19 protein-coding genes are annotated in these 26,079 nt (G+C 38.0%); 13 read left to right on the forward strand and 6 right to left on the reverse strand.

The features are described 5' to 3' along the window. Positions 1–29 precede the first annotated feature (29 nt). Positions 30–917: a myo-inosose-2 dehydratase gene (gene iolE / locus ACQ96U_RS01315; RefSeq protein WP_431719420.1), complete on the forward strand. Its 888-nt coding sequence runs from the start codon at positions 30–32 to the stop codon at positions 915–917. 57 nt (positions 918–974) lie between these two features. On the opposite strand, the gene ACQ96U_RS01320 is transcribed toward iolE, so the two are convergent. Further along, positions 975–2,273 (reverse strand): YdgA family protein, encoded by a 1,299-nt coding sequence (locus ACQ96U_RS01320; protein WP_431719421.1) that lies wholly within the window; start codon positions 2,271–2,273, stop codon positions 975–977. A gap of 645 nt (positions 2,274–2,918) precedes the next feature. Between ACQ96U_RS01320 and ald the strand changes: the two genes are divergently transcribed. After that, on the forward strand, positions 2,919–4,040 hold the full coding sequence (gene ald, locus ACQ96U_RS01325) for an alanine dehydrogenase (protein ID WP_431719422.1): 1,122 nt from the start codon (positions 2,919–2,921) through the stop codon (positions 4,038–4,040). Positions 4,041–4,228: 188 nt separating this feature from the next. Here the strand turns inward: ald and ACQ96U_RS01330 are convergent, their stop codons facing one another. Beyond that, positions 4,229–5,860, reverse strand: coding sequence for a peptide ABC transporter substrate-binding protein (locus ACQ96U_RS01330; protein ID WP_431719423.1), 1,632 nt, complete (start codon positions 5,858–5,860; stop codon positions 4,229–4,231). Between the two features lie 529 nt (positions 5,861–6,389). Between ACQ96U_RS01330 and ACQ96U_RS01335 the strand changes: the two genes are divergently transcribed. From ACQ96U_RS01335 to ACQ96U_RS01345, 3 genes are all read left to right on the forward strand, one after another. Further along, positions 6,390–6,965: a hypothetical protein gene (locus ACQ96U_RS01335; RefSeq protein ID WP_431719424.1), complete on the forward strand. Its 576-nt coding sequence runs from the start codon at positions 6,390–6,392 to the stop codon at positions 6,963–6,965. Positions 6,966–7,395: 430 nt separating this feature from the next. After that, a complete protein-coding gene (locus ACQ96U_RS01340; protein ID WP_431719425.1) occupies positions 7,396–8,160 on the forward strand; it encodes a substrate-binding periplasmic protein in 765 nt (254 codons plus the stop codon). 363 nt (positions 8,161–8,523) lie between these two features. After that, on the forward strand, positions 8,524–9,252 hold the full coding sequence (locus ACQ96U_RS01345; protein ID WP_431719426.1) for a sulfite exporter TauE/SafE family protein: 729 nt from the start codon (positions 8,524–8,526) through the stop codon (positions 9,250–9,252). Between the two features lie 13 nt (positions 9,253–9,265). Here the strand turns inward: ACQ96U_RS01345 and ACQ96U_RS01350 are convergent, their stop codons facing one another. Both ACQ96U_RS01350 and ACQ96U_RS01355 read right to left on the reverse strand, forming a co-directional pair. Beyond that, on the reverse strand, positions 9,266–9,628 hold the full coding sequence (locus tag ACQ96U_RS01350; RefSeq protein ID WP_431719427.1) for a hypothetical protein: 363 nt from the start codon (positions 9,626–9,628) through the stop codon (positions 9,266–9,268). Positions 9,629–9,988: 360 nt separating this feature from the next. Then, on the reverse strand, positions 9,989–11,065 hold the full coding sequence (locus ACQ96U_RS01355) for an ABC transporter substrate-binding protein (protein WP_431719428.1): 1,077 nt from the start codon (positions 11,063–11,065) through the stop codon (positions 9,989–9,991). Between the two features lie 430 nt (positions 11,066–11,495). Here ACQ96U_RS01355 and ACQ96U_RS01360 point away from each other — a divergent pair, with 430 nt between their 5' ends. The 3 genes from ACQ96U_RS01360 (at position 11,496) to ACQ96U_RS01370 (ending at position 14,909) form a co-directional block, all read left to right on the forward strand. After that, on the forward strand, positions 11,496–13,115 hold the full coding sequence (locus tag ACQ96U_RS01360) for a methyl-accepting chemotaxis protein (RefSeq protein ID WP_431719429.1): 1,620 nt from the start codon (positions 11,496–11,498) through the stop codon (positions 13,113–13,115). 219 nt (positions 13,116–13,334) lie between these two features. Then, positions 13,335–14,489, forward strand: coding sequence for a porin (locus ACQ96U_RS01365; RefSeq protein ID WP_431719430.1), 1,155 nt, complete (start codon positions 13,335–13,337; stop codon positions 14,487–14,489). Positions 14,490–14,498: 9 nt separating this feature from the next. Beyond that, positions 14,499–14,909, forward strand: a complete 411-nt coding sequence (locus ACQ96U_RS01370) for a phosphate ABC transporter substrate-binding protein (RefSeq protein ID WP_431719431.1) — start codon at positions 14,499–14,501, stop codon at positions 14,907–14,909. Positions 14,910–14,964: 55 nt separating this feature from the next. On the opposite strand, the gene ACQ96U_RS01375 is transcribed toward ACQ96U_RS01370, so the two are convergent. Continuing rightward, positions 14,965–15,702: a substrate-binding periplasmic protein gene (locus ACQ96U_RS01375; RefSeq protein ID WP_431719432.1), complete on the reverse strand. Its 738-nt coding sequence runs from the start codon at positions 15,700–15,702 to the stop codon at positions 14,965–14,967. 517 nt (positions 15,703–16,219) lie between these two features. Between ACQ96U_RS01375 and ACQ96U_RS01380 the strand changes: the two genes are divergently transcribed. After that, entirely contained in the window at positions 16,220–18,418 is a 2,199-nt protein-coding gene (locus ACQ96U_RS01380; protein ID WP_431719433.1) for a M14 family zinc carboxypeptidase, read from the forward strand. Positions 18,419–18,607: 189 nt separating this feature from the next. On the opposite strand, the gene ACQ96U_RS01385 is transcribed toward ACQ96U_RS01380, so the two are convergent. Next, positions 18,608–20,149 carry a methyl-accepting chemotaxis protein gene (locus ACQ96U_RS01385; protein ID WP_431719434.1) on the reverse strand — a complete coding sequence of 514 codons (1,542 nt, stop codon included), beginning with the start codon at positions 20,147–20,149 and terminating at the stop codon, positions 18,608–18,610. A gap of 160 nt (positions 20,150–20,309) precedes the next feature. Here ACQ96U_RS01385 and ACQ96U_RS01390 point away from each other — a divergent pair, with 160 nt between their 5' ends. The 4 genes from ACQ96U_RS01390 (at position 20,310) to tssC (ending at position 26,077) form a co-directional block, all read left to right on the forward strand. Beyond that, the gene (locus ACQ96U_RS01390) at positions 20,310–21,698 is read left to right on the forward strand and encodes a S8/S53 family peptidase (RefSeq protein ID WP_431719435.1); all 1,389 of its coding nucleotides are present in this window, start codon (positions 20,310–20,312) and stop codon (positions 21,696–21,698) included. A gap of 359 nt (positions 21,699–22,057) precedes the next feature. Further along, positions 22,058–22,762 carry a hypothetical protein gene (locus ACQ96U_RS01395; protein ID WP_431719436.1) on the forward strand — a complete coding sequence of 235 codons (705 nt, stop codon included), beginning with the start codon at positions 22,058–22,060 and terminating at the stop codon, positions 22,760–22,762. After that, positions 22,759–23,667, forward strand: coding sequence for a DMT family transporter (locus ACQ96U_RS01400; RefSeq protein ID WP_431719437.1), 909 nt, complete (start codon positions 22,759–22,761; stop codon positions 23,665–23,667). The genes ACQ96U_RS01395 and ACQ96U_RS01400 overlap by 4 nt, the downstream gene beginning before the upstream one ends. A gap of 436 nt (positions 23,668–24,103) precedes the next feature. Next, positions 24,104–26,077 carry a type VI secretion system contractile sheath large subunit gene (tssC, locus tag ACQ96U_RS01405; protein WP_431719438.1) on the forward strand — a complete coding sequence of 658 codons (1,974 nt, stop codon included), beginning with the start codon at positions 24,104–24,106 and terminating at the stop codon, positions 26,075–26,077. Positions 26,078–26,079 lie beyond the last annotated feature (2 nt).

Genomic DNA, 26,079 nt, shown 5'->3' on the forward strand with positions numbered 1-26,079 from the left:
GTATATAAGTGCTAGAGAGAGTTTTAGCAATGACAATAAAAATTGGCATTAATCCATTAACCTGGACCAATGATGACTTACCTTCACTGGGTGCTGATACGCCATTAGAAACCTGTTTACGAGAAGGGAAACAGGCGGGTTATTTGGGGTTTGAATTAGGTAATAAATTTCCACGTGAAGCCAATGTATTAGGACCAATACTGCAGCAATTTCAACTTGAGTTGGTGTCTGGTTGGTATAGCGGTCAACTTTTACAGCGACATGTAGACGATGAAATAAATGCCTTACAAGGTCATTTAAATTTATTGAAAGCATTGGGCGCGGAGGTATTGGTGTTTGCAGAAGTGACGGGGTGTATTCATGGACGACAAGATACGCCATTGTCTCACCGACCGGTTATGACCGACGCGCAGTGGGAAATGTTTACAGAAAAACTAAACCAGATAGCCGCTTATACCTTAGCCGAGGGGGTGAGATTGGCTTATCACCATCATATGGGAACGGTCGTTGAAACAGAGAGTGACATTGACCGGTTAATGAAGATGACTGACGATACCATCGGATTGCTGTTGGATACGGGGCATTTAACTTACAGTGGGGGCGATCCCCTAACCATTATTCAACGTTACGGCCAACGAATTTGTCATGTGCACTGTAAGGATATTCGACCTGAGATTTTAGCGTGGGCCAAAAATTCGGATAGTAGCTTTTTAAATGCGGTGTTACAGGGTGTTTTTACCGTGCCAGGAGATGGCTGTATTGATTATTCAGCGTTATTAAACGCGTTGGCTAACAAAGGCTATGAAGGTTGGCTGGTTGTTGAAGCAGAGCAGGACCCTGCCATTGCTCACCCATTGACTTATGCACGAAAAGGTTATGAATACCTTGAGCAGCAAGCGACACAAGCGGGTTGGTAAAATAAAAAGTGGCCCCCAGAGAAGTGTTAATATTTTCTTCACTGGGGGGGAGAGGGGTTACATCATTTTTTTATCGTTAATGGTTAAACTACCATCCGTAAAATTCACTTTTGCTTTTAACTGACCTGCTTCTTCTTTCAGAACACCTTGTTGAATATACATATCCAATTGTGGCGCCATAGGTGATTCCATTAATAGGGCTTTAGGCATACTGACATTAGCTTTTGCCTGAATAGCGCCCAGCATAAAAAGTGGGTTACTTAATAGCATGGGGTTATCTGTTTTGATAGACGCTATTAAATCAGCATCAACATTACCTTTGTCTGTTTCAGCATGCAGTTTGGAAATTTCGATAGTAGGTCCTTGCTTTAAAATCGCCTGTAAATGAGGCTGGATCTGAGTAAAGTCGGGTGGTGTTGAACTGGTTTGTTGCATAGTTTGCTTTTGCCAGTCAGTCACGATTTGTTGTATAGCAACAAGGGGTTTAGCGGCAATATTGTTGAGTTTTAAGTTAAGGATAACATCACTGGCCAGCTTTTTTTCGTCAACGGTGATAGCGGCAAAACGTAAGTTAGCATGCGCATTAACAGCTTCCGCTTGCAATTCTGAGTGGGATTCCATGGAAAAGTCTTGTAGATTGACTTCACGAAATGAAGCACCACTGGGGTCTGTAACATTGATAAAATCAATATCGACTTTATCGTCACCCATCCATAGTGTTTCGAGAGCACGGGCTTTGTCAGAGCTGAATGTCATTTTCCCAACGTGTAGTTTGCCATCTTGGCTGGTTAAGCTCATACCTTGCCAATTACCTGAGGCCTTCAGCTTATCAGCTTGAGGGGTAATTCTGGCATTGATTTGGGCTGGTTTGACCTCAACGGTATTGCCTCCTTCCTCAAGGGTGAAGGGGGTGAGTTTAATGTCAAATGTGGTTTCACCAGAGAAGCCTGTTACGCTGGAAATAGCCAAAGGCTTTTTGTCTTTCCAAAGCATTTTGATGGTTTTTTGAGCTTCTGCTGAATATTGTAAGTCAGTCGTTGTACTGGCTAAACCAAAGAGTGGGCTTTTGCCCCAAAAAACAGGACCATGCTGGATACTGTGCTGCATTTTAAGGGTAATGGGCGCTTCTTCATTTTTAGGTGTAATTTTTAACTCAGTTGTTGCCTGTGATTGGAACCAGCCACGTTGGTAATCTTTTTTGACAGAATAACTTAATAAGTGTTGATATTCAGTCAAAGCCTGCTCTAACTGAACAACACTTGTATCATAATGCTTTTCAGCCTGGATACCGGACACGAAAGGTCCTCCGGCAACCACTGCAGCAAGAATAACAATAATAAACAGTAATTTTTTCACAATAAACGTCCACTCTTTTTGTTAATAGATATACCCAGCATAAAAGCTATAAACAAAACGTAATACATATGACAACAGCCCACACTTAAGTTTTATTGGTGCGCGTTTAACGTAGTAAACAGTCTAACGTAGTAAACAATAGTCGTATTGTTTTTAATCCTAGGATAAAAACGACCACTTAGAGAAAAGGCTCTAAGTAGAATGAGTGACTATTGGCCAATGTCTATCTTTACGCTGGAGGGCTACCTGTAAATATATTCTCCCATCTGCGTATAAGTGCTGGCAACCTTACAGGCGTATTTAAGGGCTAAAAATAGTAGCGTTAAGTTGTTTTTTAGTGAAATCAGGTAGCAAAACGTGAGTTGTTTGATTGATCCTTCTCGGTGAGTAACTATTTGAGATAGTCAAATTGAGACAGTCAAATCCTGCAGGTAAATGAATAATAGGTCAGGTGAATATTTCTGTGTTTTATTCCGATACTAGTAGATATCACTGTGTATAAAGAAAAAATAATAAGAATAACTGTACATTTTGGGCTAAACTTGTGAAAAATTTCTGTAACAAACTCAGCTACTAATCATACAACAAGCAGCTTTTATTGTTAATGCTGGACTAATGACCCAAGTATAAGGGAGGCAGTAGACCATGTTGATTGGTGTACCTAAAGAAATAAAAAACCATGAGTACCGTGTTGGCTTGACACCCGCTGTTGTGAGTGAGCTTACTCAGAGAAATCACCAGGTTTTGGTTGAAACTAAAGCCGGTGATGGGGTGGGCTTTAGTGATGATGATTACATTCATGCAGGGGCTACAATTGTCGCTGATGCGGCAGGCATTTTTGCTCAGGCTGAGATGATTGTTAAAGTCAAAGAACCACAAGCGATTGAGCGTAAGATGCTCAGAGCGGATCAAACACTCTTTACCTACCTGCATTTAGCTCCCGATGTTCCCCAAACAAATGACCTGATTGAATCGGGTGCTACCTGTATTGCTTATGAAACTGTTACCGACAGCTTTGGTCGTTTACCTCTATTAGCACCTATGTCAGAAGTGGCAGGACGTATGTCAATTCAGGCTGGTGCTCACTGTCTTGAAAAATATTGCGGTGGTCGAGGTCTATTATTGGGTGGCGTGCCTGGTGTTGAACCTGCCAAAGTGGTTGTGTTAGGCGGTGGTGTTGTTGGTCAGAATGCAATTGCAATGGCTGTGGGTCTTGGGGCTGATGTGATTGTTCTGGACAAAAATGTGGATGTATTACGTCGCCTAGATCAGCACTATGGTAATCGTATTAAAACCGTGTTCTCCACTGCACACGCCATTACAGATCATATTTTAGAAGCGGATTTGGTGATTGGTGGGGTACTGATCCCTGGTGCGGCCGCTCCTAAACTGATTACTCGTGAGCATATTAAACAAATGAAGCCAGGCGCTGCTATTGTTGATGTAGCTATCGACCAAGGGGGGTGTGCAGAAACATCGGTGGCGACAACTCATCAGGACCCTACTTTTATTGTGGATGATGTGGTGCACTATTGTGTGGCCAATATGCCCGGTGCTGTTGCACGCACATCAACCCTTGCGCTCAACAATGCGACATTTTCTTATGTGCTGGCAATCGCTGAAAAAGGTACAAAGCGTGCTTTGGAAGAAGACGAGCACTTATTGAATGGCTTGAATGTTGCGAAAGGCAAAATTACCTGTAAGAGTGTAGCAGAAGCACAAAATCTGTCGTATACTCCGGCCCGCGATATGCTGCTTGAAATATAACACCTCAAGTGGTGTGTGTATGGTATGCATGATGGATTGTATACCTTGCACACAATCTTAGGAGGAGAGCAGTTAAGCGAGAAAACCGATGATTGGCGCAACCCATACCTATTAAAGGCAGGGTTGCGTTTTTTTATGTCCCCTCACAAATTGCCTTTATCCCCTTAGGGAACAAGAGGCTTGTTGTGTTACAGCTGGACTTTGTAAAGGTCTTTAGATAAGAAGTTATCTAAAGGATTTCGGTTACTGAATCCACCAATAGATGGTTTTACCAGATTCTTTGAAACATAATAGTACAAGGGAATAATTGGCATTTCCTCTTGTATAAGTTTCTCTGCTTTTTGATAGTATAGGCTGGGGTTTTCAGCAACAGTTGCCTCTGTAAATAGCTGGTCAAATGTTTTATTGTTCCAGCGCCCATAGTTTTGTTTGCTGTAGCTTAGTAATGTACTAAGCATAGTGGATGCTTCATTATAGTCACCATTCCAACCATCCCTTGCTACGACAAAGTTACCTTGCTCTTTGTTGGTGAGAAAGGTCTTCCACTCTTGGTTCAATATTTCAACTTTGACGTGTTTTAAATTTTTCTGCCACATGGAGTAGAGGGCAATAGCAACCTTTTTGTGCGCTTCTAAGGTGTTGTATAAAACTTGGAATTTTAACGGGTTTTTTTCTGTAATTCCTGCTTCCTTTAGGTACTTTTGGGCGAGTTGAATTCGCTCTTTTTGTGTCATACTGGCATAAGTTGATTCAACGGCTTGATAGCCATCAACATAAGGTGGAATGTAGTTATAGGCAGGAATTTCACCTAATCCCAGGACTTTGTTGGCGATAATATCACGGTCTATGGCGAGCGAAAGGGCTTTACGGACCCGAACATCATCAAAGGGTTTTTTGAGTAAGTTAATTGAATAGTAGTATGTAGCAACAATGCCGTGTGTTTTTACTTCATCAGGTATGGTCTTTTTTAGTTTTTTGAAATGATTTTCTGCAATGGTATGGGTGATATCCAGCTCGCCAGCGCGATAACGATCTAATTCGGTGTTGGAGGATTCGATAGGGTAGTAAGTCACATGATCAATGACAGTTTTTTTATTATCCCAATAATATGGGTTGCGTTCAGATTCTATTCGCTCATTAACAACCCATTTGGTTAATTTATAAGGGCCATTGGATACAATGTTTTGTGGTAGTGTCCATTTTTTTCCATATTTCTTCACTGATGCTGAGTGTACTGGATATGTCGTGTAATGAGCTAACGTTTTTATAAAGTAGGGGGTGGGTTGGTTTAATGTGATCTCAAGGGTTGTATCATTAAGTGCTTTGACGCCAATTGTTTCAGGTTTCACTTTTCCCCGTAAAGCTTCATTGGCATTTTTGATTCCGATCAGCTCAATATACCAGGAGTACGGGGAAGCAAGGTTGGGATCTACAGAGCGACGAAAGGAAAATACAAAGTCATGTGCTGTGACTGGATCGCCATTAGACCATTTAAGGTTGTTACGTAAGTAGAATGTATATACTTTCTTATCATCGCTCACTGTCCAGCGTTCAGCTTGACCTGGGATAATCTTACCATATGGGTCTTCGGTCGTAAGTCCTTCAAAAAGGTCGCGAATCACAAACCCACCTGGTGTTCCAGAAACTAAATGAGGATCGAGGGAGCTAGGTTCAGCGCCTATACCACGTGTTAGATGTTGAGTTTTGTCGAGTTTTGTTTCAGGAGGAACTTCAGCAGCCGTTGTAATGTGAGAAAAAAAGAGGGAGGTTGACAGTGCCAAAGGTGCTAGGGCAGCTATCATTGCTGATTTAAACGTCATAATACGATAAACCTATATTAGTTTTTTATTATTTTTGATAATGAATTAAATTAATATACAAATACGTAACCTTTTGCAAGTGGTATACCTTATACCACTGTATGAAGCGAGGCAATTCAACTCTTTGTTAGTACCGATTAGTCATTTGTTGGTAAAAATAAGGGTGTTGCTACTGGAGTTTATGTAGTGTATTAAAGGTAAGCTTAATTTATTTCTATCTTGCGATGCTTTGCAAAAAAAATAAAAAAGTAACTTTAACGAATATTGTTTTGTGTCAATATATAAGACTATCTACGATTTTTTTCTTTAAATATAATAATTTTTAGATAAATACCACAAGCGATTGTACGCTTGAATGAAGTTGATGTAGCTTCATATGTTGCAATAAGCTGAACGGAATATGAGCTTAATGCTAGGTTTTTAGGCTATTTCGGTATCTTTTTACATTGAACACACGTTTTGTGTTGTTTATGGCGCTAAGGGCTGGTACGTATTTTGTAAGTTACTAGTATAACAAAAGGAGTTGTTTGTGAAAAAGGCAAAACATTTTTTATTTTTATTCATATCTATTGGATTAACCGTATGCGTGAATGCAGAACCTGGTAAGATTGATCTGGGAAGTAGAATAATCGACTGTTATCAAGTCACTATGTATCGCTGGTTACCTGAGTTTTTTAAGATGAAAGGTTATGTAATTGATGAACGAGGTGAAGTTTATCATTATTTTACTGAGGATTATTGGGAGTTTGTGACAGCAGATAACATCAAAGATGGTCGCCTTGTTTCGTCAGTTGTGTTAGAAAAAAAATTTAAAAAGGTAAAGCGTGTTGGGTATATAGATTTCGCTGTGCTTGTGACATACAGGAAATTAATGGATCAAGGTGTAAAAGGTAAATATAGTTTTGATGGACAAGTTATTTATGATGCACCTCCTGCGGGCTGTGCTATTTATGAACGTGTAGCCGATGATAGTGACCAGTATGAAGAGGTTGTCTTAAAGATGACTGGCGGAACACCGATCAATAATGACTCAGCAGCGGTTAAACCATTAATATCCTGGCTTAAAAGTATGGATGTGTACCATTGTATCGGAGAAGACAGTTAAGCTTAATGAATTGTTGGTATTTTGTGAAATAACGTTGTCCTATTGTCGAACCATAAAAAATGGCAGGATTAAAAAGTTATATTATTTTCTAGTAAAAATTTTGTAGCTAGTCTAGAAATCATAGGCTAGCTTTTCATAACGAATATTTTTGAAGGTAATGAAAGTTGATAAATTAATAATATTGGTGGATAACATTTACTGTTGAGCTTTAATGAGTCTTCATTATCTTGATAAAAGTCTTGTTTTATAGTAGCTATATTTACGCACTTAAGATATCCAACTATCCTTAATTCACTTACATGTTACTTTTCTGTAACGAAGCGTTGTAGAGGAAACCTAGTCAAGGGTTGAAGATAAGGGTACTGATACATCGTCTTTGTTACTGGTTTAGTTAAGAACAGTAAGTTTTGTTGGGGACTTATGTGTGATTATGAACTTTTGTAGCAAATTCTGTCAGGTATTTACAGTAGCATTATTATTGAATGCAACAGCCTATGGTTATGCACTGGATGTAGTTACTGAAGAGTTTCCTCCCTTTCAGTATTTGGATCAAAATAAAAAAGTTCAGGGTATGGCGACTGAAGTTGTCAGGTTTGTACTGAAAGAGGCGGGTATTAAAACAGAAATTAGAATGTACCCATGGGCTCGTGCTTATAAGCGGGCATTACAGGAAACAAATGTGTTGATTTATTCTATTGCCCGCACACGAGAACGAGAGCATCATTTTAAATGGATTGGTACTATTACTCCCTACAGTGTTTATCTCTGGAAATTAAAAAAACGAAAAGATATTCAAGTAAATAAAATTGAGCAAGCTAAACAATACCTAACAGGAGGTGTACCTAAAGATGTTAAGCTTGATTATTTATTGGGGTATGGGTTTGAGGTTGGAGACCATTTGATTTTATCAAAAAGCGATGTGCAAAATCTTATTATGCTAGCTAATGGTCGTATAGATTTAACACCCTTTGATGAAATTGCCTTTAGCTATTCAGTAAAAAAATTAGGCTACAATTTATCTGAGTTTGAGCGTGCTTTCTATATAGAAGAACTTTCTTCAGAGCTCTATATGGCGCTTAGTATTTTAACGCCAGATGATTTGGTTATTACATTAAGAAAAGCATTAGAAAAAGTTAAAGAGGGTGGACAGTACGAAGCAATTAGGCAGAAATATTTAAATAATACTGCAGAGTAAGAGTGATTTTGTTTGGTGTTTTTCTTTTGTCCTAAAAACTGTATTAAACAATACCCACGACGAAGGTTTTTTTTGGCAGCCACCAGGAAATGAGGTGCCAGGTCTGATCTGCATAACACCCTTCGAGTACAACGTGAATCCTCCCCAAGAGGCTTGATTGCCGCATTCTTTCGGCAACCAATTCAATGTGCTATCTACCACTGATGTACATCAACATACCACAGGTGTTTATTTATTAATCATGATTGAGGCATAGCGAAATGTGGGTTTGCGATGCTTGAATTATGAAGAATGCTGGCATTAACCAACTTAGTTTTATAGTATTTGCTACTCAAGATAGCACTAGATCGAAGAGGCTTGGGTATGAGCGATGATTATGCTTTGAGTATGTTGTTTGTTGCCGCACTAACAGTTTGTTTGGGCTCCTTTGTACAAACAGTGATTGGTTTTGGTATGGCTGTCATTGCCGCACCTATTCTCTTTTTCTTAAACCCAGAGTATGTGCCTGGTCCTATCATTTTTGCGGCTTTGTTTAACTGTCTGGCCAATGTATATCGATTTCGTTCGTCTTTGTCCATTTCGGGTTTAAAGTCAGCAATTGTAGGTCGTATTCCCGGGTGTATTGTCGGGGGAGGATTGCTGCTTGTTGCTAATCAACATTATTTAGCGATATTAATTGCTGTATCAATTTGCTTTGCAGTGGTAATGAATATATTCAAATTTTCATTACCTGTAAACGCCCGTAATTTATTTTGGGCTGGTTTTGTATCTGGAGTAATGGGTATTAGTACTTCGATTGGTGGACCGCCTATTGCGCTATTGCTTCAAGGTCAAAAGGCAAGTTTTATAAGAGCAAATCTAGCAGGTTTTTTTCTTTTTAGTTGTATAACATCATTGATGATTTTGGTACCCATGGGTATATTTACTTACGAGCACTTGTTATTATCGTTACCTTTATTACCTGCTACTCTAATAGGTAATTATATTGCTTATAAAATTGTTGATTATGTGAATAAATCATTGATACGATACGTGACATTATGCTTATGCATAACGGCTGTAATACTGATGTTAATTAAGGTGATGGTATAGTACGTATCATGTCTTAGTGGGTGACAAGTGCTTTTTGAAAACCTCTTTTTAAGGCCCAGCTAAAACGAGATGATTCAATCGTAGTATTTTTTATAGCGTTATTTTTTGTAATTAATAATTCATCACGTAGATAAAACATTGCTTGTTCAAATAATTGATCGAAATTATCAATAAAACGTACGATGCCTGAAAAACGTTTATTAATGCTTGATTGAGTGACGGCTAAAACAGTTTGTTTAAATTTGTCGTCATCTTGAATTGTTTCTGGAGGTAACTTAGTCAATAGTAAGGATAAGTCATTTAATAACATGCTTGCGCTGTTATTAACTACAAAATGAATCATTTTGGTTTGTGCGATGTGTTTTATAGAGTCCATAAGCCTTCTGTTAATTCCATCTTACTACTATTGTTGTTCATGATTGTTGTTCATGAGGTTTACAGTCAATGATATTCTACTAAAACGACTATATTAGTTTATTTTCACCAGAAATAGTCTAATGGTGTAATTACAATAGGTTGAGTGTCAGATTAGAGTATATTGGATAACAGTCCAAGTTTGCTGGTTTTGAAGTAGGTATTTGTTCACGTAATTAGCAAACTTATCGATATGATGTCAGTCTGTATCACATTTTTTGAAAGTGTAACGTTGTATATTTAATTAGGTTTAGAAATACCCCATAACCATACTACTCATTCATTGCTGAAGTATGTAATGTGTTTATTTTGAAAGCATGAGTTACGGGGTGGTTGTAAAGATTATTTTATTTTTATCCTGAGGATTATTAGCTGTTAAAAACCGGCTAAATTGGCTGAAGTTAACTGAGGAATAGTCGCCACTCAATATTTTATTGCTAATGAGTTTGATGTTATCTGGTGTGATTGGATACATTTTGGTTAAATGTTGACCGATAGCCGTGTTCATATGGTGGTGATCAAAAGCGCTAATCAGTACCCAAGCCCCTTCAAGATAATGCCCTCCAACAGAAACAGATAATTGTTGTTGTTTAATTTTATGGATTGCTTCAGGCACCCAGTCAATACCGCCAATGATGGTATCATAACCAGGCTTTAGCCCTGCTTCTTGAACGGCTTGTAATGCAGCCATTGCCATTAAGTCGCTGGCAGCCCAAATTATATCCACGCGTTTATGACGCTTCAGTATATATTGAGTATGTTCATAGGCGGTTTTATAAAACCACTGACTTGGAATGAAGCGAATGAGTTTAATATTTGGATAACGATTAATTGCATTGAATAACCCCTTTTTTCGCTGAAGAGCAGGGTTACTTGTTTCATTTCCCCCTAATCCTAATAAGATCAACTGACTTTTTTGTGGATGTAAGCGTTGACTATGTTCAATAAGCTCTTTAGCAAGTGTAAAGCCTGCTTGTGTATCATCAGGAGAAATGGCGCCTAGCCAGTATTTATAACGCATTTGAGGCTGTCCTAGTAGTTGATACTCCTTTTCGGAAAGTTGAGTGTTAAACAAAATTGATTTCTTTTTATGTTGTTCAAAAAGTTCTAATAATTTTTGAGTGACCGTTATGTTTTTATGTATAAATAAAATATAGTCAACGGATTTATGTTGACTCACTATCTCTTGAGCTAAAACCAGATATTTACGGTTATCAATATCGGCATATTTTATAGTGAGTTTGACATCTAAATCTGTCGCTGTTGCTAGCATGACACTAGTTACTTTATCCCAAAAAACTTCTCCTTTAGGGCTGGGGTTAATGAATACACACTCCATTGCATTACATAAAAATAATGGATGAAAAAGAAGGAGAAAAGTAATTAAATGATACTTCATAATAAAATGATATAAACCAATGGAGTTGCTTTTTTTTAATTGTAATGATAGTGGCTTTGATTATTATAGGGTGTTGTATGTGAGATCGTTAGTTAAATAGTCAGGGTAATTGCATATAAAAATGAAGTGATATGCAATTATTTAGGCTAAATAACCTGCAAGTCACTGTGCACGTACAAAATGAGGGTGGTTATTATTGAACAGGTTTGCTCTCGATAGGTGTCAGAAAATCTTGCAATCAACTTTGCTATTGCTACTATCAAATTGACGGTTTTCTATCATGGAAAACGGAGCAAAGTAGTTATTGAGTATAATAATTTGACTCGTTAATTAGAGTTAAATCAAAGAGTATTTTTAATAACGTTCAAGAAATATATATACTCGGTTTTAGCTAGAGCTTTAACTTCGAATATAGAGAAGTGACTCGTTGATGAATATCGTAAGTAAAATGTCAGTCAAAACGAAGATTACGGTTATTCCTGCAGTAACAGTGATCTCATTCTTAATGATTTTATTTGTTATCTATTCAATAAATGTGGAAAACACCAAAAGACTCGGTGAAGTTGAGGATGTTTATTTTCCTTTGGTACAAACATCGAAAACTAACTTATACAGATTGAGTCGGTTAGAAGAATTATTTAATACAGCTGTTTCAATTGGGGAGCAAGAACCCATTAAGAAAGCAGAAGAAACTTATAAGCAGATTCTTGCTGATATAGAAATGCAAGAAAAAATATGGCCAGATAAAGCCATTCTGATACAAAAAACTAAAAAAGCAATTGATGCATACTATAAAAAAGCTGCTTTTGTATCCAGCGGGATGGTTGAAGGGAAGATTGACATGGGTAACATCGCCTCAGAAGTGAAAGGTATGCAAGACTTATTAAAGGATGCTCAAGAAGAGTTCTCATTAATAGGCTCTGCTGCACTCAAAGCATTTGAAGAAACCATTGCCAAATCCAATACAGCATCACAAGAAGTATTTACCGTGACTTTAATAACCGCAGGTATATCAATTTTCCTCATTATTTTAATATCTGGTAGTGTAATTGTATTGGTTACCAGAAACATTTCATTGGTGAGAGATTCTTTAAAAGATATCGCTGAAGGTGAAGGTGATTTAACAAAAAGAATTGAGCAAAAAACCAAAGATGAAATTGGTGAACTTATTTATTGGTTTAATGTTTTTATGAATAAGCTTCATAAAACTATTTCTGAAATTGTTAAGTCATTTGAGCCTTTAGCTTCATTATCAGGTGATTTGAGTCAAATGACATCGAAAACATCTGAAATTGCTTTTGAGCAAAAGGCAGCAACAGATAAAATATCAAATGATATTGACCATATGCTTAGTAATGTAAAAAGTATTGCTGAAAACGCCTTAAGTGCAGCTGAAGAAACGAATTCTGCTAATGAAGAGTCAAAAGGTGGTAGTGAAATAGTCAATTCAACAGTACATACTATCAATTCTTTGGCTAATGATGTGGAACAAGCTTCTGAAGTAATTACGAAACTCGAAAATTATACTGTTAATGTGGGAAGTATTTTAGATGTTATAAAAGGTATAGCAGAGCAAACAAATCTGCTTGCTTTAAATGCAGCCATAGAAGCGGCAAGAGCAGGAGAGCAAGGACGAGGATTCGCCGTTGTTGCGGATGAAGTAAGAACGTTAGCATCCAAGACACAAGAATCTACTAAGGAAATTCAGTCTGTTATTGAAGAGTTACAAGGTGCTTCAAAACGTGCAGTGAATGCAATGGTGGATAGCCAGGAGCAAGCAGCTGAAAGTGTACAGATGGCCGCAAAAACAGGCACATCGTTAAATACAATTGCAGAAAAAGTAGAGCTTATTGCAGAAATGAATGCAGCCATCGCAAGTGCGACTGAAGCTCAACAGCAAGTATCTTCTTCAATTAAAGAAAATATTGTTGGTATTAAACATAATGCTGAATCCGCTGCAGAAACTGTAAATAGAGTGGATGAAACAGCACATACTTTACAGGAAATATCACGCAAGCTTAAGGAGGTTACTGATCAATTTAAACTGTGAGTAGGGGGAGGATGTTATTGGATATTATTCATTGTAAGTCAATTTCAGGGGTTAGAAATAGATCGAAATTCTCATAGCGAAGTGTAAAGCTAATGAAATTTTACTATTGTATCTAAAACCAAAAAAATAGCTTTGTTTATTCTGCAAGATAACTAAGGATAGTTTCGAAAATATCAATCGCGAAGAGTGTAAATAAGAAGAAGTCCATTGGAGTGAAAAATGAAGAAATTTTTATGCTATAGTTGTAGTACACTATTGCTGTGTTCTGGGAGTACATTTGCAATTGATAGAGTGGATATCGGTGGTTTTGGCACAGTGACAGGTGCTAGTACGTTTAATGACAAAAAACCATTTCGAGATTATCGAGATGACGACATAGATTTTAAACCTGAGTCTTTATTTGGACTGCAAGTAAGAGCTGATTTAAAAGAAGGTTTATCGGGTACTGCACAAATTGTTGCAAGAGGATCTGAGGACTGGGATGCTGAGTTTGAATGGGGCTATTTAACCTATATAGTTAATAGCACATGGACGGTTAAAGGTGGACGTTTTCGAACGCCTTTTTTTCAATACAGTGATGTTGTTGATGTGGGCTATGCTTATCATTGGATTAGACCGCCTGTCAGTGTTTATGCACCATTGTTCAAAAATCTTGATGGTTTAAACTTAACACACTCTACGGACCTATGGGAACTTGTCTCTACCGTTAATTTATTTTATGGGAAAGTCAATAAACGAGTAGATTTTCCAGGAGGAAGTAGTACTAGTGTCGATCTTAGTCATTTATTTGGGGGATCTTGGGGTTTAAGTGGAGACTGGTTCTCACTAAGATTTTCATATTTTCAAGCAGAAGCAAGTTTTCCTTTTGCTCCCGCATTTTTAATGTTAGCTTCTCCACCACCTGGAGCACCTTCATTATCAACAGAAGCTGTGAACGCAGCATCAATAGATCAAGATGATGCGTATTTTGCGAGTATTTCTTTACGAATTGATTACGATAACTTTTTTGCTGTTGCAGAAATAACTAAGTCTGATGTCGAAGATACTATTTTTACTAATCCTCTGGCTTATTATGTCTCTGCAGGATATACCATTGGTGATTTTACACCACATATTACGTATGAAAATTTTGACCCTGATGCCCAGTATGAACTGTTAGAAAAAGAGCCCGCAGGGCCAACAAGAGATGCATTTGCTGCTGCAATTGAGCAAACCGAAGAGGATTTTCAAGTATATACCATTGGTGTTCGGTATGACTTCCATCGTAGTGCAGCCATAAAATTTGATTACAGTTATTATGATTATAAAGTTGAAGATGGTGTAACGAGGGTTGATGCACCTTTATATTCCATTTCAGCAAATTTTGTATTTTAAGGGGGGGGTATGAAAAAAATAATAGTGGCTGCACTATTTAGTGTTCAAAGTGTACTCGCGAGTGCAGAAATATCAGTAATTGTAAATCCATCATTTAGTGACTCAATTGATACAGGCTATGTTAAGCAACTTTTCTTAGGTAAAAAAATCGCGTTTCCAAGTGGAAGCCAAGCAAAACTTGTGACGATTGATCACTCTACTGATATCTTCGATGAATTCTGTTTTAAAGTGATTGATAAACCACCCAGGAAGTTTTTATCTTATTGGTCTAGATTAGTTTTTACTGGAAAGGCAGCGCCAATGATAGAAGCAAAAAACAGTAGTGAAGTTAAAAAGTTGGTAGCAGGGAATGCTAACTATATCGGTTTTATTCCTTCAGGTGATATGGATGAAACGGTGAAACTTATTAATAAGTACTGAAATAGATTATCTATGTGTTTTATGTGTAGGTAAGCAAAAAGCCATGGAATGGCAGTTAATGAGCTTTTTTTAGAGGTAATTTTAAATATTTTATAATAATGTCATCGATAATTTGTTGCTTGTGTAACTCTTTAATTGTTTGATCTATTTTGTTGGTTAGCTCTGGATACTTTTTAACGATACGATCTTGTATCCCAATAAATATATCCCTATCGGTGATTTCCTTTATAAGAAGTACTTGATTCTGTTTTTTCATTTCTTTGGCTTGATAGATAAAAGCAATATCTTCAGCAATAACGCAGTCTACTCTATCACTTGATAGAAGATCAACAAGTTGGCTTACATAGTTAACCGATCTGACATCAATGAAACTTGTCGTTGAAAACTCTGGAGAGGTTAAAATTGAAGCATTCAAAAAACCTGCTCGTTGACATACCTTTTGATAGGGTAGTTGTTGCCTGAAAATTTCTTTTTTCTTTGGATTAATGAAAAGAGAGAGTGTAGTGCTGTAAAGCGTTTCCGAAAACCACATGGTATGTGATAATGTTTCGGTAATATGGGGTGTAGTAGTGATAACGCCATCCAGCTTTTCATTTTTTATTAAATACTCAATTCTTGAACTTGGTTCTAATTCAATAGAAAGTTGGATATCTGATAATTTCATTATCTTATATGCAATATCAATATCAATTCCTGACAAGTTTCCATTTTTATCTAAAAAGCTGTAAGGGGGGAAGTTTTGTGATGCAGCTAAAAATAATGGTGTACTTGCCCACGTATTAACAGACATCATATAAATTGAAAATGATGTTATAAGCGGCTTGAATATTGACTTATTTACTTCTTTTATGTAGAGCATATATATCTAAATAAGTGAATGCTGCTTGAAGTATGGTATTAATTTTTATTTAAATCCAGAAACTGATCTATCAACTAGCCTGTAGATTGCAGGTGTTCATGGGTGATGCATGTTGTTAAGAGCATATAGCTCTCTCTGTAACCCCATATTTTGCTATACCTCAAACATGAAATGTTATATGGGACTGCCCTGCACCCTAACGTTTAAATATTGAATATTCTGAATTGTTTGACCACACTTTACTATCATTCTAAATGCAACTTGAATGACCCTTTGGACTAACCTAAAACGAGTATTCATAGGTTGTTCTAGGTGAAATGTAGAGTCTATTCTGATCATGTATCGACGAATATGTCATAATTCTGACTCTAGTTGTCAGTCGCTAGGGAAATAGTTTTTACAATTAGGTAACCATTTTTTAGGACGAATAACCTTTTCAAGGAAGAATAAAATGTTTAAATCAACTAACAAACGTATATGGTGTTTATTGCCTTTATCATGGCTATTAATAGAGGGGAGTCTGGCGAAAGAACCTTCAATTTTAAACCATGATAATGATGTTGTTATTGAGCATCAGGAAACTATTTATAAAGTTTATTTTCCTAGTGAATCACTGGCCAGACAAGCTGCGATTAGCTTTCATGGACAATTATTGGAAACTGACTATACGTCAGGTTATATGATTATGGAATTAACGGATGAGGACAAACTAAAGCTAAAGGTTTATGGATTTACTTTTGAATCCGCTGAGCAGTGGATAAAGGAGCGTGATCGTAAGTTAAAAGCGATACGCCAGCAAATAAAACAAAGAGCGATACTTTCTGAGCGTGGTGAACGACGTGCTTTAATGGCGGGTATCCCTGGTTATCCGTGTTATCAAACCGTTGAAGAGACATTTCAGGCAGCACTTACATTTACCCAGAATTACCCGGCGCTGGCTGAATGGTTAGATGTAGGTAACTCCTGGGAAAAAGAGGCAGGTAAAGGAGGTCATGATATTAAAGTATTAAAATTAACGAATAAAAATATCGCAGGCCCTAAACCGATTCTTTTTGCCAATAGTGCTATACATGCTCGGGAATATACAACAGCTCCCTTAAGTATGGCCTTTGCGCGATATTTATTGGAAGGGTATGGTGAAGATGCTGATGCTACCTGGATACTGGATAATCATGAAGTTCATCTAATGTTAATGACGAATCCTGATGGCCGTAAAAAAGCAGAGTCAGGAAATTATTGGCGGAAAAATACCAATCAAAATTATTGTGGAGCAACCAGTAGTAATCGGGGGGCAGACTTAAATAGAAACTTCAGTTTTAGCTGGAATACCGTGAGTGGTGGTTCGAGTGGTAATCAATGCAGTGAAACCTATCGTGGCTCAGCCCCAGCATCTGAACCGGAAATAAAAGCGATTGAACATTATGTACGTAACTTATTTCCTGATCGGCGTGGTCCCAATGACGATGATGCCGCTCCGTTAGATACTATGGGCTTACATTTAGATATTCATAGTTACAGCGAACTGGTACTTTGGCCATGGGGCACAACAAATAAAGCGGCTCCAAATGGCAAGCAGTTGCAAACACTGGGGAGAAAATTTGCTTTTTTTAATGGGTATATGCCTCAACAGTCAATAGGTCTGTATCCAACGGATGGTACCAGTGATGGCGTAAGTTATGGTGAACTGGGAGTACCTGCCTATACCTTTGAGCTTGGTACACAGTTTTTTCAATCCTGCTCAACATTTGAAAATAAAATATTACCCGATAACTTATCGGCATTAATCTATGCAGCAAAAGTTGTACGTGCTCCCTATATGATTCCTTCTGGACCTGACGTTACTGCTTTAACGTTAAATAATAAAAAAGGCATTGCTCAAGGGGTGCCTGTTACACTTTCCGCTAGTGTGACTGACACACGTTTTAGTACGCGAAATGGCAGTGAGTCAACACAGACTATTATGGCCGCGGAGTACTATATTGATGTTCCTCCATGGAAAAAAGGGGCAATAGCTATTCCGTTACAGGCAGTCGATGGTCGTTTTGATGAAAAGACAGAAGCGATTTCTGGCTTAGTGGACACCAGTGAATTACCTGTTGGTAAGCATATGTTGTATGTACGCAGTCAGGATGCGGATGGTCATTGGGGGGCAGTATCAGCAATTTTTTTACCGGTAACGGATGGTCCTGATATTAATTATTGCCAAGCTGAAAGTATTAACAGTAGTGATGAATGGATAGGCAAAATACACGTTGGTCAGTTTAGTCATACCTCCGGTGCATCACAGTATAGTGATTTTACCGAGGCAAAAACGGGTAAAACGATACCGCTTACCCTAGGGGCAAATAATGTTACGTTAACACCAGATTTTGCAGGGCGTGCTTATGGAGAATACTGGAAAATATGGATTGATTTTAATCGAGATGGCGACTTTGAGGATAGTGGTGAAATGGTTTTTGATCCTGGTACTAGTTCAACAAGCACACAACGGGGAGTGATTACGATTGGAAGTCACATGATACCTCACAAGCCGTCTAATACTAAAACGCGTATGAGAGTGATCATGCGTTATAAAGATGCACCAAGTCCTTGTGGTCGATTTACCTATGGTGAAGTTGAAGACTATACCGTAGAAATTCCTTCAAATTAATATTGCGACGACGTTTAGTCGCTGGTACCCATAGCAGAGTAAGCAACAAAGAGTAAACGGCAAAAAGTTACTTGCTATGGGTACAACTATTTTCAAGTGAAATATATCAATACCCCATACAAAAGGTTTTTTGGGTTAGCCTGATAGGATAAGGCTAGCGTGAATTAAAATAATGAGAAACGGCGTTGATTAACCAAATGCCTTAGTTAACATAGATAGCTTGTTTGTTTTTTCTTCTAATGCATGTGCTTCTTTTTGTACAATAGTGGCTTGATCTAAATTACTTTGGGATGCATGACTTATTTTATTGATATTTTGGCTGATTTCCTGGGATACCACACTTTGCTCTTCTGCTGCCGTTGAAATTTGTGTTGTGAGTTCAGTGATATCCGTTATGAGTTGATAAATAGAGTGCACTCGTTCCTGCGTATTGACCGCATCTTCGACACAATGTTGAGCGTTTTCTTTTTCACTGTTCATTTTGGTTGCCCATGAAAGCAGAGTGTCCTGAATATCCTGTATTGAGCTTTGAATTTGCTCTGTGGCACTTTGGGTTCGTTGTGATAATGCTCTAACTTCTTCTGCAACCACGGCAAATCCACGACCTTGTTCTCCAGCTCTGGCGGCTTCAATAGCCGCATTGAGCGCGAGTAAATTGGTTTGATCTGCAATACCTTGGATTTCAGACATTATATGACTGACTTTTTCTGCTTTACTCGCAAGTTCCTTACTGGCATCGGCAGAGGATTCTACTTCTTGTGCCAGTTGGTTAATCAACTTTGCTGTTTTGGCCATTGCATGATTGGTTTGATCACAATCATCATGAGCTTGATGTGTTTTTTCGGATGTTTGCTCGGTATTCTTAGCGACTTCGCTGATGGTTGCCGCCATTTGGTCCGTCGCTGTAGCGAGTTGATGTAACTCTTTGGTTTCAGTTTCAGAGCCTTCCTGTGCTGATTGTGCTGCAGATAATAGTGACTCAACCACCTCTCGCATAGCGTGCATACTGTCTTGTACCCGACCAAGGATCGTTTTAACTTTGCCTTCAAGGAGTTTTAAATGAAAATCAGCAATAGCGTGAGGTTTATTTCCAGAAAAGACAAAACGGGAAATGCTATCATACTGTTGCTGTTTTTCGTATAAAAAGGCAGGCGTCGCAAATAACTCATGTTTAAAGATAATAAAGGGGAGGATAAGGGAAATGCACACTTGTACCCACGGTAGTGAAAAATTATAGGTAATAACCCCTGTTACTAACCAACAGGTAGCCAGCAAAGCATACTTTATCTGTGGTATGTTGTGCCAGGCGGATAGCGTTGAGCCGTGGTTTAACTTGTTATACAGTTTTTCAGCGGTAGCAACATGTTGTGCTTTAGGTTGACTACGTACAGATTGATAGCCTATGAGTTGGTTATCTTCATAAATGGGGGTGACAAATGCATCAACCCAATAATAGCGCCCATCTTTACAACGGTTTTTAACTAAGCCTCGCCAGGGTTTTTCAGCTTTTAGTTTTTCCCACAGATCTTTAAAGGCAGCTTTAGGCATGTCAGGATGACGAACAACATTGTGTGGTTTTCCTACCAGTTCTTCCAAACTGTATCCAGATACACGACAAAAGTTCTTATTGGCATAAGTTATTTTTCCCCGAGTATCTGTCGTTGATACAAGCTCTTCTGATGAGTCGAAGGTGACCTCTTCGTCAATAGTAAATGATGACTTTTGGTTCATTTTGTTTTATTCCTTGACACGATACCCTTCAGTCAGGGTGCACTTTTAGCTTCCTTGTTATAAAGGAAGTTAGCAGGTATAACTCAATGTTGCTAAATACAAGCTGACGTTGTAAGGGTTAATATTTTATTAACTTAAGCTAATGGATCGGCATTGTGTTATGAAATCGACCAGTCAATCATTACTAGGGAATCAAATGGATTACGGGCTAAAAAAGCTTAAGCGTATTTTTAAGTTAAATAGCGTTGTTATTGGGTTGCTTGTTTTTTGCATGTCACTAGCGGTGCGTGCAGATATTCATCAAGTGGATGAGATAAAACAAGCGATTTCGCAGGTAAAGACTATTGTTCATTGGCCAGGAGATGATGAAGTTTCGCCATTAGTTTCAGCTTATGAACAGGCAGATTTTGATCAATATAACGAACAGGAGAAAGCCGAGTATTTGTTGAAAAAGCTCAGTATGCATCAATGGGGTAATAAGATAACTGAGTTTATCAATATGGTTGAATTACTGTTTTCTTTTGAGTCAAATGAATACCAGACAGCAAATCGGCCTGTGTTTCAAGAAGCGTTACACACGTTGACGCAATTTAGAAAGTCAATCAATGACTTGGTGACTCAATACCATCCAGGTCTTGATCTTGAATTTCAGCAATTGGCTAAACACTATCAAGGTAACGGGATTGTCATAGCGGTCATTGATGTGTTTGAGCCTACTCTGCTGGAACGGCAAAGAGCTCATTACCCTCTGGCACACATTGAAACGCTACAGTCTTTTGGTAACCCTGTTGCGTTGAACCATGGAAATAGCGTTATTGATATTATCTTAACCATTGCCCCTCAAGCTCAGGTTGTTCCTATCAGTGCAGAAGCCAAAACATATAATCAGGCAATGGCGTATTTATTAACAAGAGATGATGTATTGATTGTTAATATGAGTCGTGGTTTTGCTGAAAAAGAGGGGGAGTTAGATACCGAGTTTGCTGGATTACTCAAAAAAGCACTGATGAGTAAAATTGTTATTAAATCTTTGGGCAATACGGGGACAGATCTTGACGGAAACATAACACCTTTGCGACAACGCTTAGGTTTATCTGATACGGGTAATTTATTTGCCTATGATTTGCCACTGATTAAAACGTTTACAGCTTTAATTGAACATGAAAATTATGCTAATAATTTATTATTTGCGATTAATTTGAACACATTTGCTGACGATATTGCGTTATCGGCGACAATACCGGGTCAAAATCCAATGGTCGCTAACCAAAGTTTTGGTATTCCGGCGGAAGCTGTGTATACATGGGCTACAGATAACTATGAATCAGGTAGCTCATTTGCAGCACCACAACTGACAGCCATTACAGCCTTACTATTACAGGCTTATCAACAGTCGACGGGTCAGTCGTCACAAAGTGTGGGGCACATTGTGGATATCCTTAAACAGAGTGCTCGTATCTCAGTACTTGATAGCACTCAAACAGGTATAGGTTTAGTCAATGGTGATAAAGCGCTGTCTTTTTTAGTATATGATCCTGCCGCTATGTAATCTATACCCATAATAACGCAGGTAGACGTTAAAACAATTAACACGGTGCTTTCTGCGTTTAGTCAATAGGACACTCAAATAGGTTTGAATGACCTATTTGAGTGTTCGCTTGCGGCTATAAAATGCTGTAATAAGTAAGACGTTCCTAATTAACTATTAAATCTTTACTTTTGAGTGCAGATGCCATCTACTAAGCACTGAAAACTAGGCGTATTTAATCGTGTAAAATATACCTTTTTAGTAGCGATTTAATGGTGTAAGTCTATTTATAAGCTTATTTTTAAGCTGTTTTAATGATGATGTTGACAATAATAAGGAGTGTTATAAAGGAATAAAAAAGCCATATGCAAGGAGGCATTATGCCAATATTATCGGACAATACCGCTTACTATCAAAGTAATATTGGTCATGAGATTATGAATACTCATAATTTTGATGATCATATCATCCGTTATCTCGCCCATGAGCAAGCATTTATTTCAGGTATTCTAGCGAATCAGACGTATTCAACACTGATTGAAATTGGCTGTGATAAGGTACGCTCATTTGAAACAGCCGCTATGAATAATGTGAAGTATATTGGTATTGATGTCAGGACAAAGCTAGCAGAACAGTCAAGGCATTATTTTTCACAGTGTCAAGCATCAAAAGCATTTTTTTTACATGGAAGCCTTGCAGACATTGACCATATTTTAAGTGATAAAATAAATCAGTCGGAACGTGTATTGTGTCTTTTTCCTTTTAACCTTATTGGTAATGTTGCGAATATTTCAAAAATTTTAAGAAAGTACTATTCAACGGGTATGGATATTGTGATTTCTTCTTTTCAAATAGGAGAACCTGCAAATTCAATAAGGCGAGCCTATTATCAGAAGTGTGGCCTTGATATCGCCCATGAAGTTGATGATGATAATCACTATACGTTTTGTTGCAATGATTTTCAATCTAGCTCTTATTCTTGTGATTATATTCTTGCAATGGCTGATCAGGTAGGTTTTTCAGTGGCTAAAACATTTAGTACCAAAGTGTTTTATTTGTTTCATATGGTAAGGTTATTACAATGAATGTTTCGGGGGTTAAATTAGCGATAACTTTCGCTTTATTATGTGTGCTTGCCTGGAGTTTAATACCTGTTGTTGCGAAAATAGGACAGCATTCACTTGATGTTTTTCAGTTTCTATTTTGGTCCAATATTCTTTCATCCGTTGTTGTTTTAGCCTTTGTATGGCTGAAAAATAGAAAAATAATGGTTAGTGGGAGTAAACGCCAGTTTTTATGGTGTGCACCATTAGGATTTCTGGGGTGCTTTTTTTACTATTTATGTCTCTATTATGGATATGCATCCACAAATGGCGTTGAAGTGCTTGTGGTTCAATATACGTGGCCAATACTCATTACCGTCATTTCTCTGCTTTTTTTCAGTGAACGGCTGGGAGTTCTTGGGGTAGTTGGTTTAATTATGGGCTTTTTATCTGTCGTCATTGTTGTCACCAAAGGTGATTTGACCGCAATTAAGGTGAGTAGCCCTTGGGTATTAATAGTCGTTTTTACTGGCGCATTGGGTTTTGCACTCTTTTCTGTATTATCAAAATACCAGAGCATAGATTCGTACACAGGCACTTTTTTCTTATTTTTTTGGGGCGCGGTATTTTCGTTATTGACGCTATTTCAATGGAGTCAATTTTCATTTCCTACAGGTGAAGCCTGGCTGGTGATACTACTCAATGGTGCAATCATTAATGGGCTTTCTTATATATTATGGTTAACCGCCCTGGCAAAAGCAGATGCAGCAAAGATTGCGCCTATTGTGTTTTTGACTCCCATTCTTTCAACAACTTGGTTGGTCTTATTTTTTCAGGAACCACTTCTTATAAGTTATATAGTTGCAATAACTTTTTCTATTATTTCTGGCTTTTTAGTCATGCGATCAATGACTCATCAAAAAGTTGAAGTCAGGATTGAGCACTAGGCCCTAGCTTTTGTTGCATCTTTATGATGCAACTTTCCTTCTTTTGCAGCATGACTGCTGCTATCTTAATGAAAATAAGCATGAGCATGTCACGATAATTATGACAATAGAATGAAGACATAAAAAAGTCATATTAAGTATTATTCGCTTTTTGATTTTATGCTCTACACTAACTAACATCGTTATAGCAAACAAGTATATCTAAAATTTCACTTGGTGGGTTTTACCTAAAATGGATTGTATTCAGGGATGTTCCCTATCAAGGTCACCTCTAAAAAAGTGCATTTTTAGAGGCGATCTTAAGAATAATCAGTCAAGTTTTTTCGGATTGTAAGTATATATGGTTGCATTTTGACCTGTGACTCAATGTTAGATAACGATGAAACGTTGTCTACGATTGAAATAAATAAAGGAAAAAATCACGACGGAGTGTCTCATGTTAGGAAGCGTGCAGGAAAAACTGAACCGGGTAAGACCACCTCGTGTTAAAATTACCTATGATGTTGAAACAGGTGGGGCAATTGAACAGCGAGAGTTGCCTTTTATTGTTGGTATCTTTGCAGACTTGACAGGAGACCCCGTAGAGCCATTACCACCTGTGAAAGTACGTAAAATGATTGATATTGATCGGGACAATTTTGACGGTGTGTTAGCGGCCGCAGCACCACGAGTAAAACTGTCTGCGATTGCTAATGAAATTGACGGGCAGGGCAAGCTATCTGGTGATTTGTTATTTTCCCAATTAGAAGACTTTGATCCGCTTTCAGTGGTCAAAAAAATACCTAAATTAAATGAGATCTATGAGCAACGCTGTCGATTACGTGATATGCAAGCCAAGCTTGAGTCCAGTGATGCGTTATGCCAGTTATTAGATGATATGGTGTCTACTTCTCCCTCAGATGATGCTAATAAAGTGAAGGATGATTTATTGGCCGCATTTAATGGTAAAACTGTTGAAGAATGGGCATCTGCAGAGTCAAATGATTCTCTGAATACATTATTATCGCGAGATTATATGCTGTTAAATGAACAGCAACGTACTCATGTTTTGTTATTATTAGGGCAATTTGTCCAGACGATTGTAGCTACGTTAGATGATGTACGCGCTAAAGGTGTGACCACTGCTTTGCTTATTGACGACAGTATCGCCAAATTTGATGACTTACTGGGACGTCAATTAAACCTCATTCTTCACTACCCACCATTTCAACAATTAGAGTCCACCTGGCGAGGGTTATATTATCTTGTATCGCGTACTGAAACAGGACAATTATTAAAATTAAAAGTATTAAATATTAGTAAACATGATTTACTAAAAGACTTAGAAAAAGCCGTCGAGTTTGATCAAAGTGCTATTTTTAAAATGATTTATGAAGCGGAATATGGTACGTATGGCGGTTATCCTTACAGTTTATTGGTCGGTGACTATGAGTTTGGGCGACACCCACAGGACATTGAATTACTGATAAAAATGTCCAGCATTGCAGCATCCGCTCATGCGCCTTTTATTGCTGCGGCAAGTGCACCGTTATTTGATCTTGATACATTTACTGCACTTGGGCGTCCTCGGGATCTGGCTAAAATTTTTGAAAGTGTTGAGATGGATGGTTGGCGTACATTCAGGGAAACAGAAGATTCACGCTATATCTCACTGACGCTGCCTAATGTTCTATTACGTTTACCCTATGGTATGAATACATTACCTGTGGATGGACTACCTTTTGAGGAAATAGTCTCCAGCAAAAATTATAAAATGTTTTTATGGGGAAATCCTGCGTATATGTTAGCAGAACGAATCACCAATGCCTTTGCGCTTTATGGCTGGGTTGCAGCTATTCGAGGAGTAGAAGGTGGTGGTGTTATTAGCGGCTTACCGACTTACAAATATAAGACGGATGAGGGAGACATCGCGATGATGTGTCCTACACAAGTGGCTATTACTGATCGGCGGGAAAAAGAGTTAAACGACTTGGGATTTATGGCAATTTGCCATTGTAAAGGGTCAAATAAGGCCGCATTTTTTGGTGGGCAAACCACCAATAAACCGAAAAAGTATATCTCTGACGAAGCTAATGCAAATGCGCAAATATCAGCGATGTTACCCTATGTTTTATGTGCATCACGTTTTGCTCACTTTATTAAAGTCATTATGCGTGACAAAGTGGGTAAATTTATGACGCGCGCCAATGTGGAGCAGTTTTTAAATAATTGGATCTCTCAATATATTTTACTTGATGATGATGCTTCGCAAGAAGTGAAAGCTGCATATCCTTTGCGTGCTGCGCAGATCCAAGTTACTGATGTACTTGGAAAACCTGGTGCTTATCGTGCAACGGTTTTTATTAAACCTCACTTTCAACTAGAAGAGTTAACAACTTCAATTCGTTTGGTTGCAGATTTGCCTGCATAATT

This window comes from Zooshikella sp. RANM57 (assembly GCF_050749885.1).
Classification (GTDB): Bacteria; Pseudomonadota; Gammaproteobacteria; order Pseudomonadales; family Zooshikellaceae; genus Zooshikella.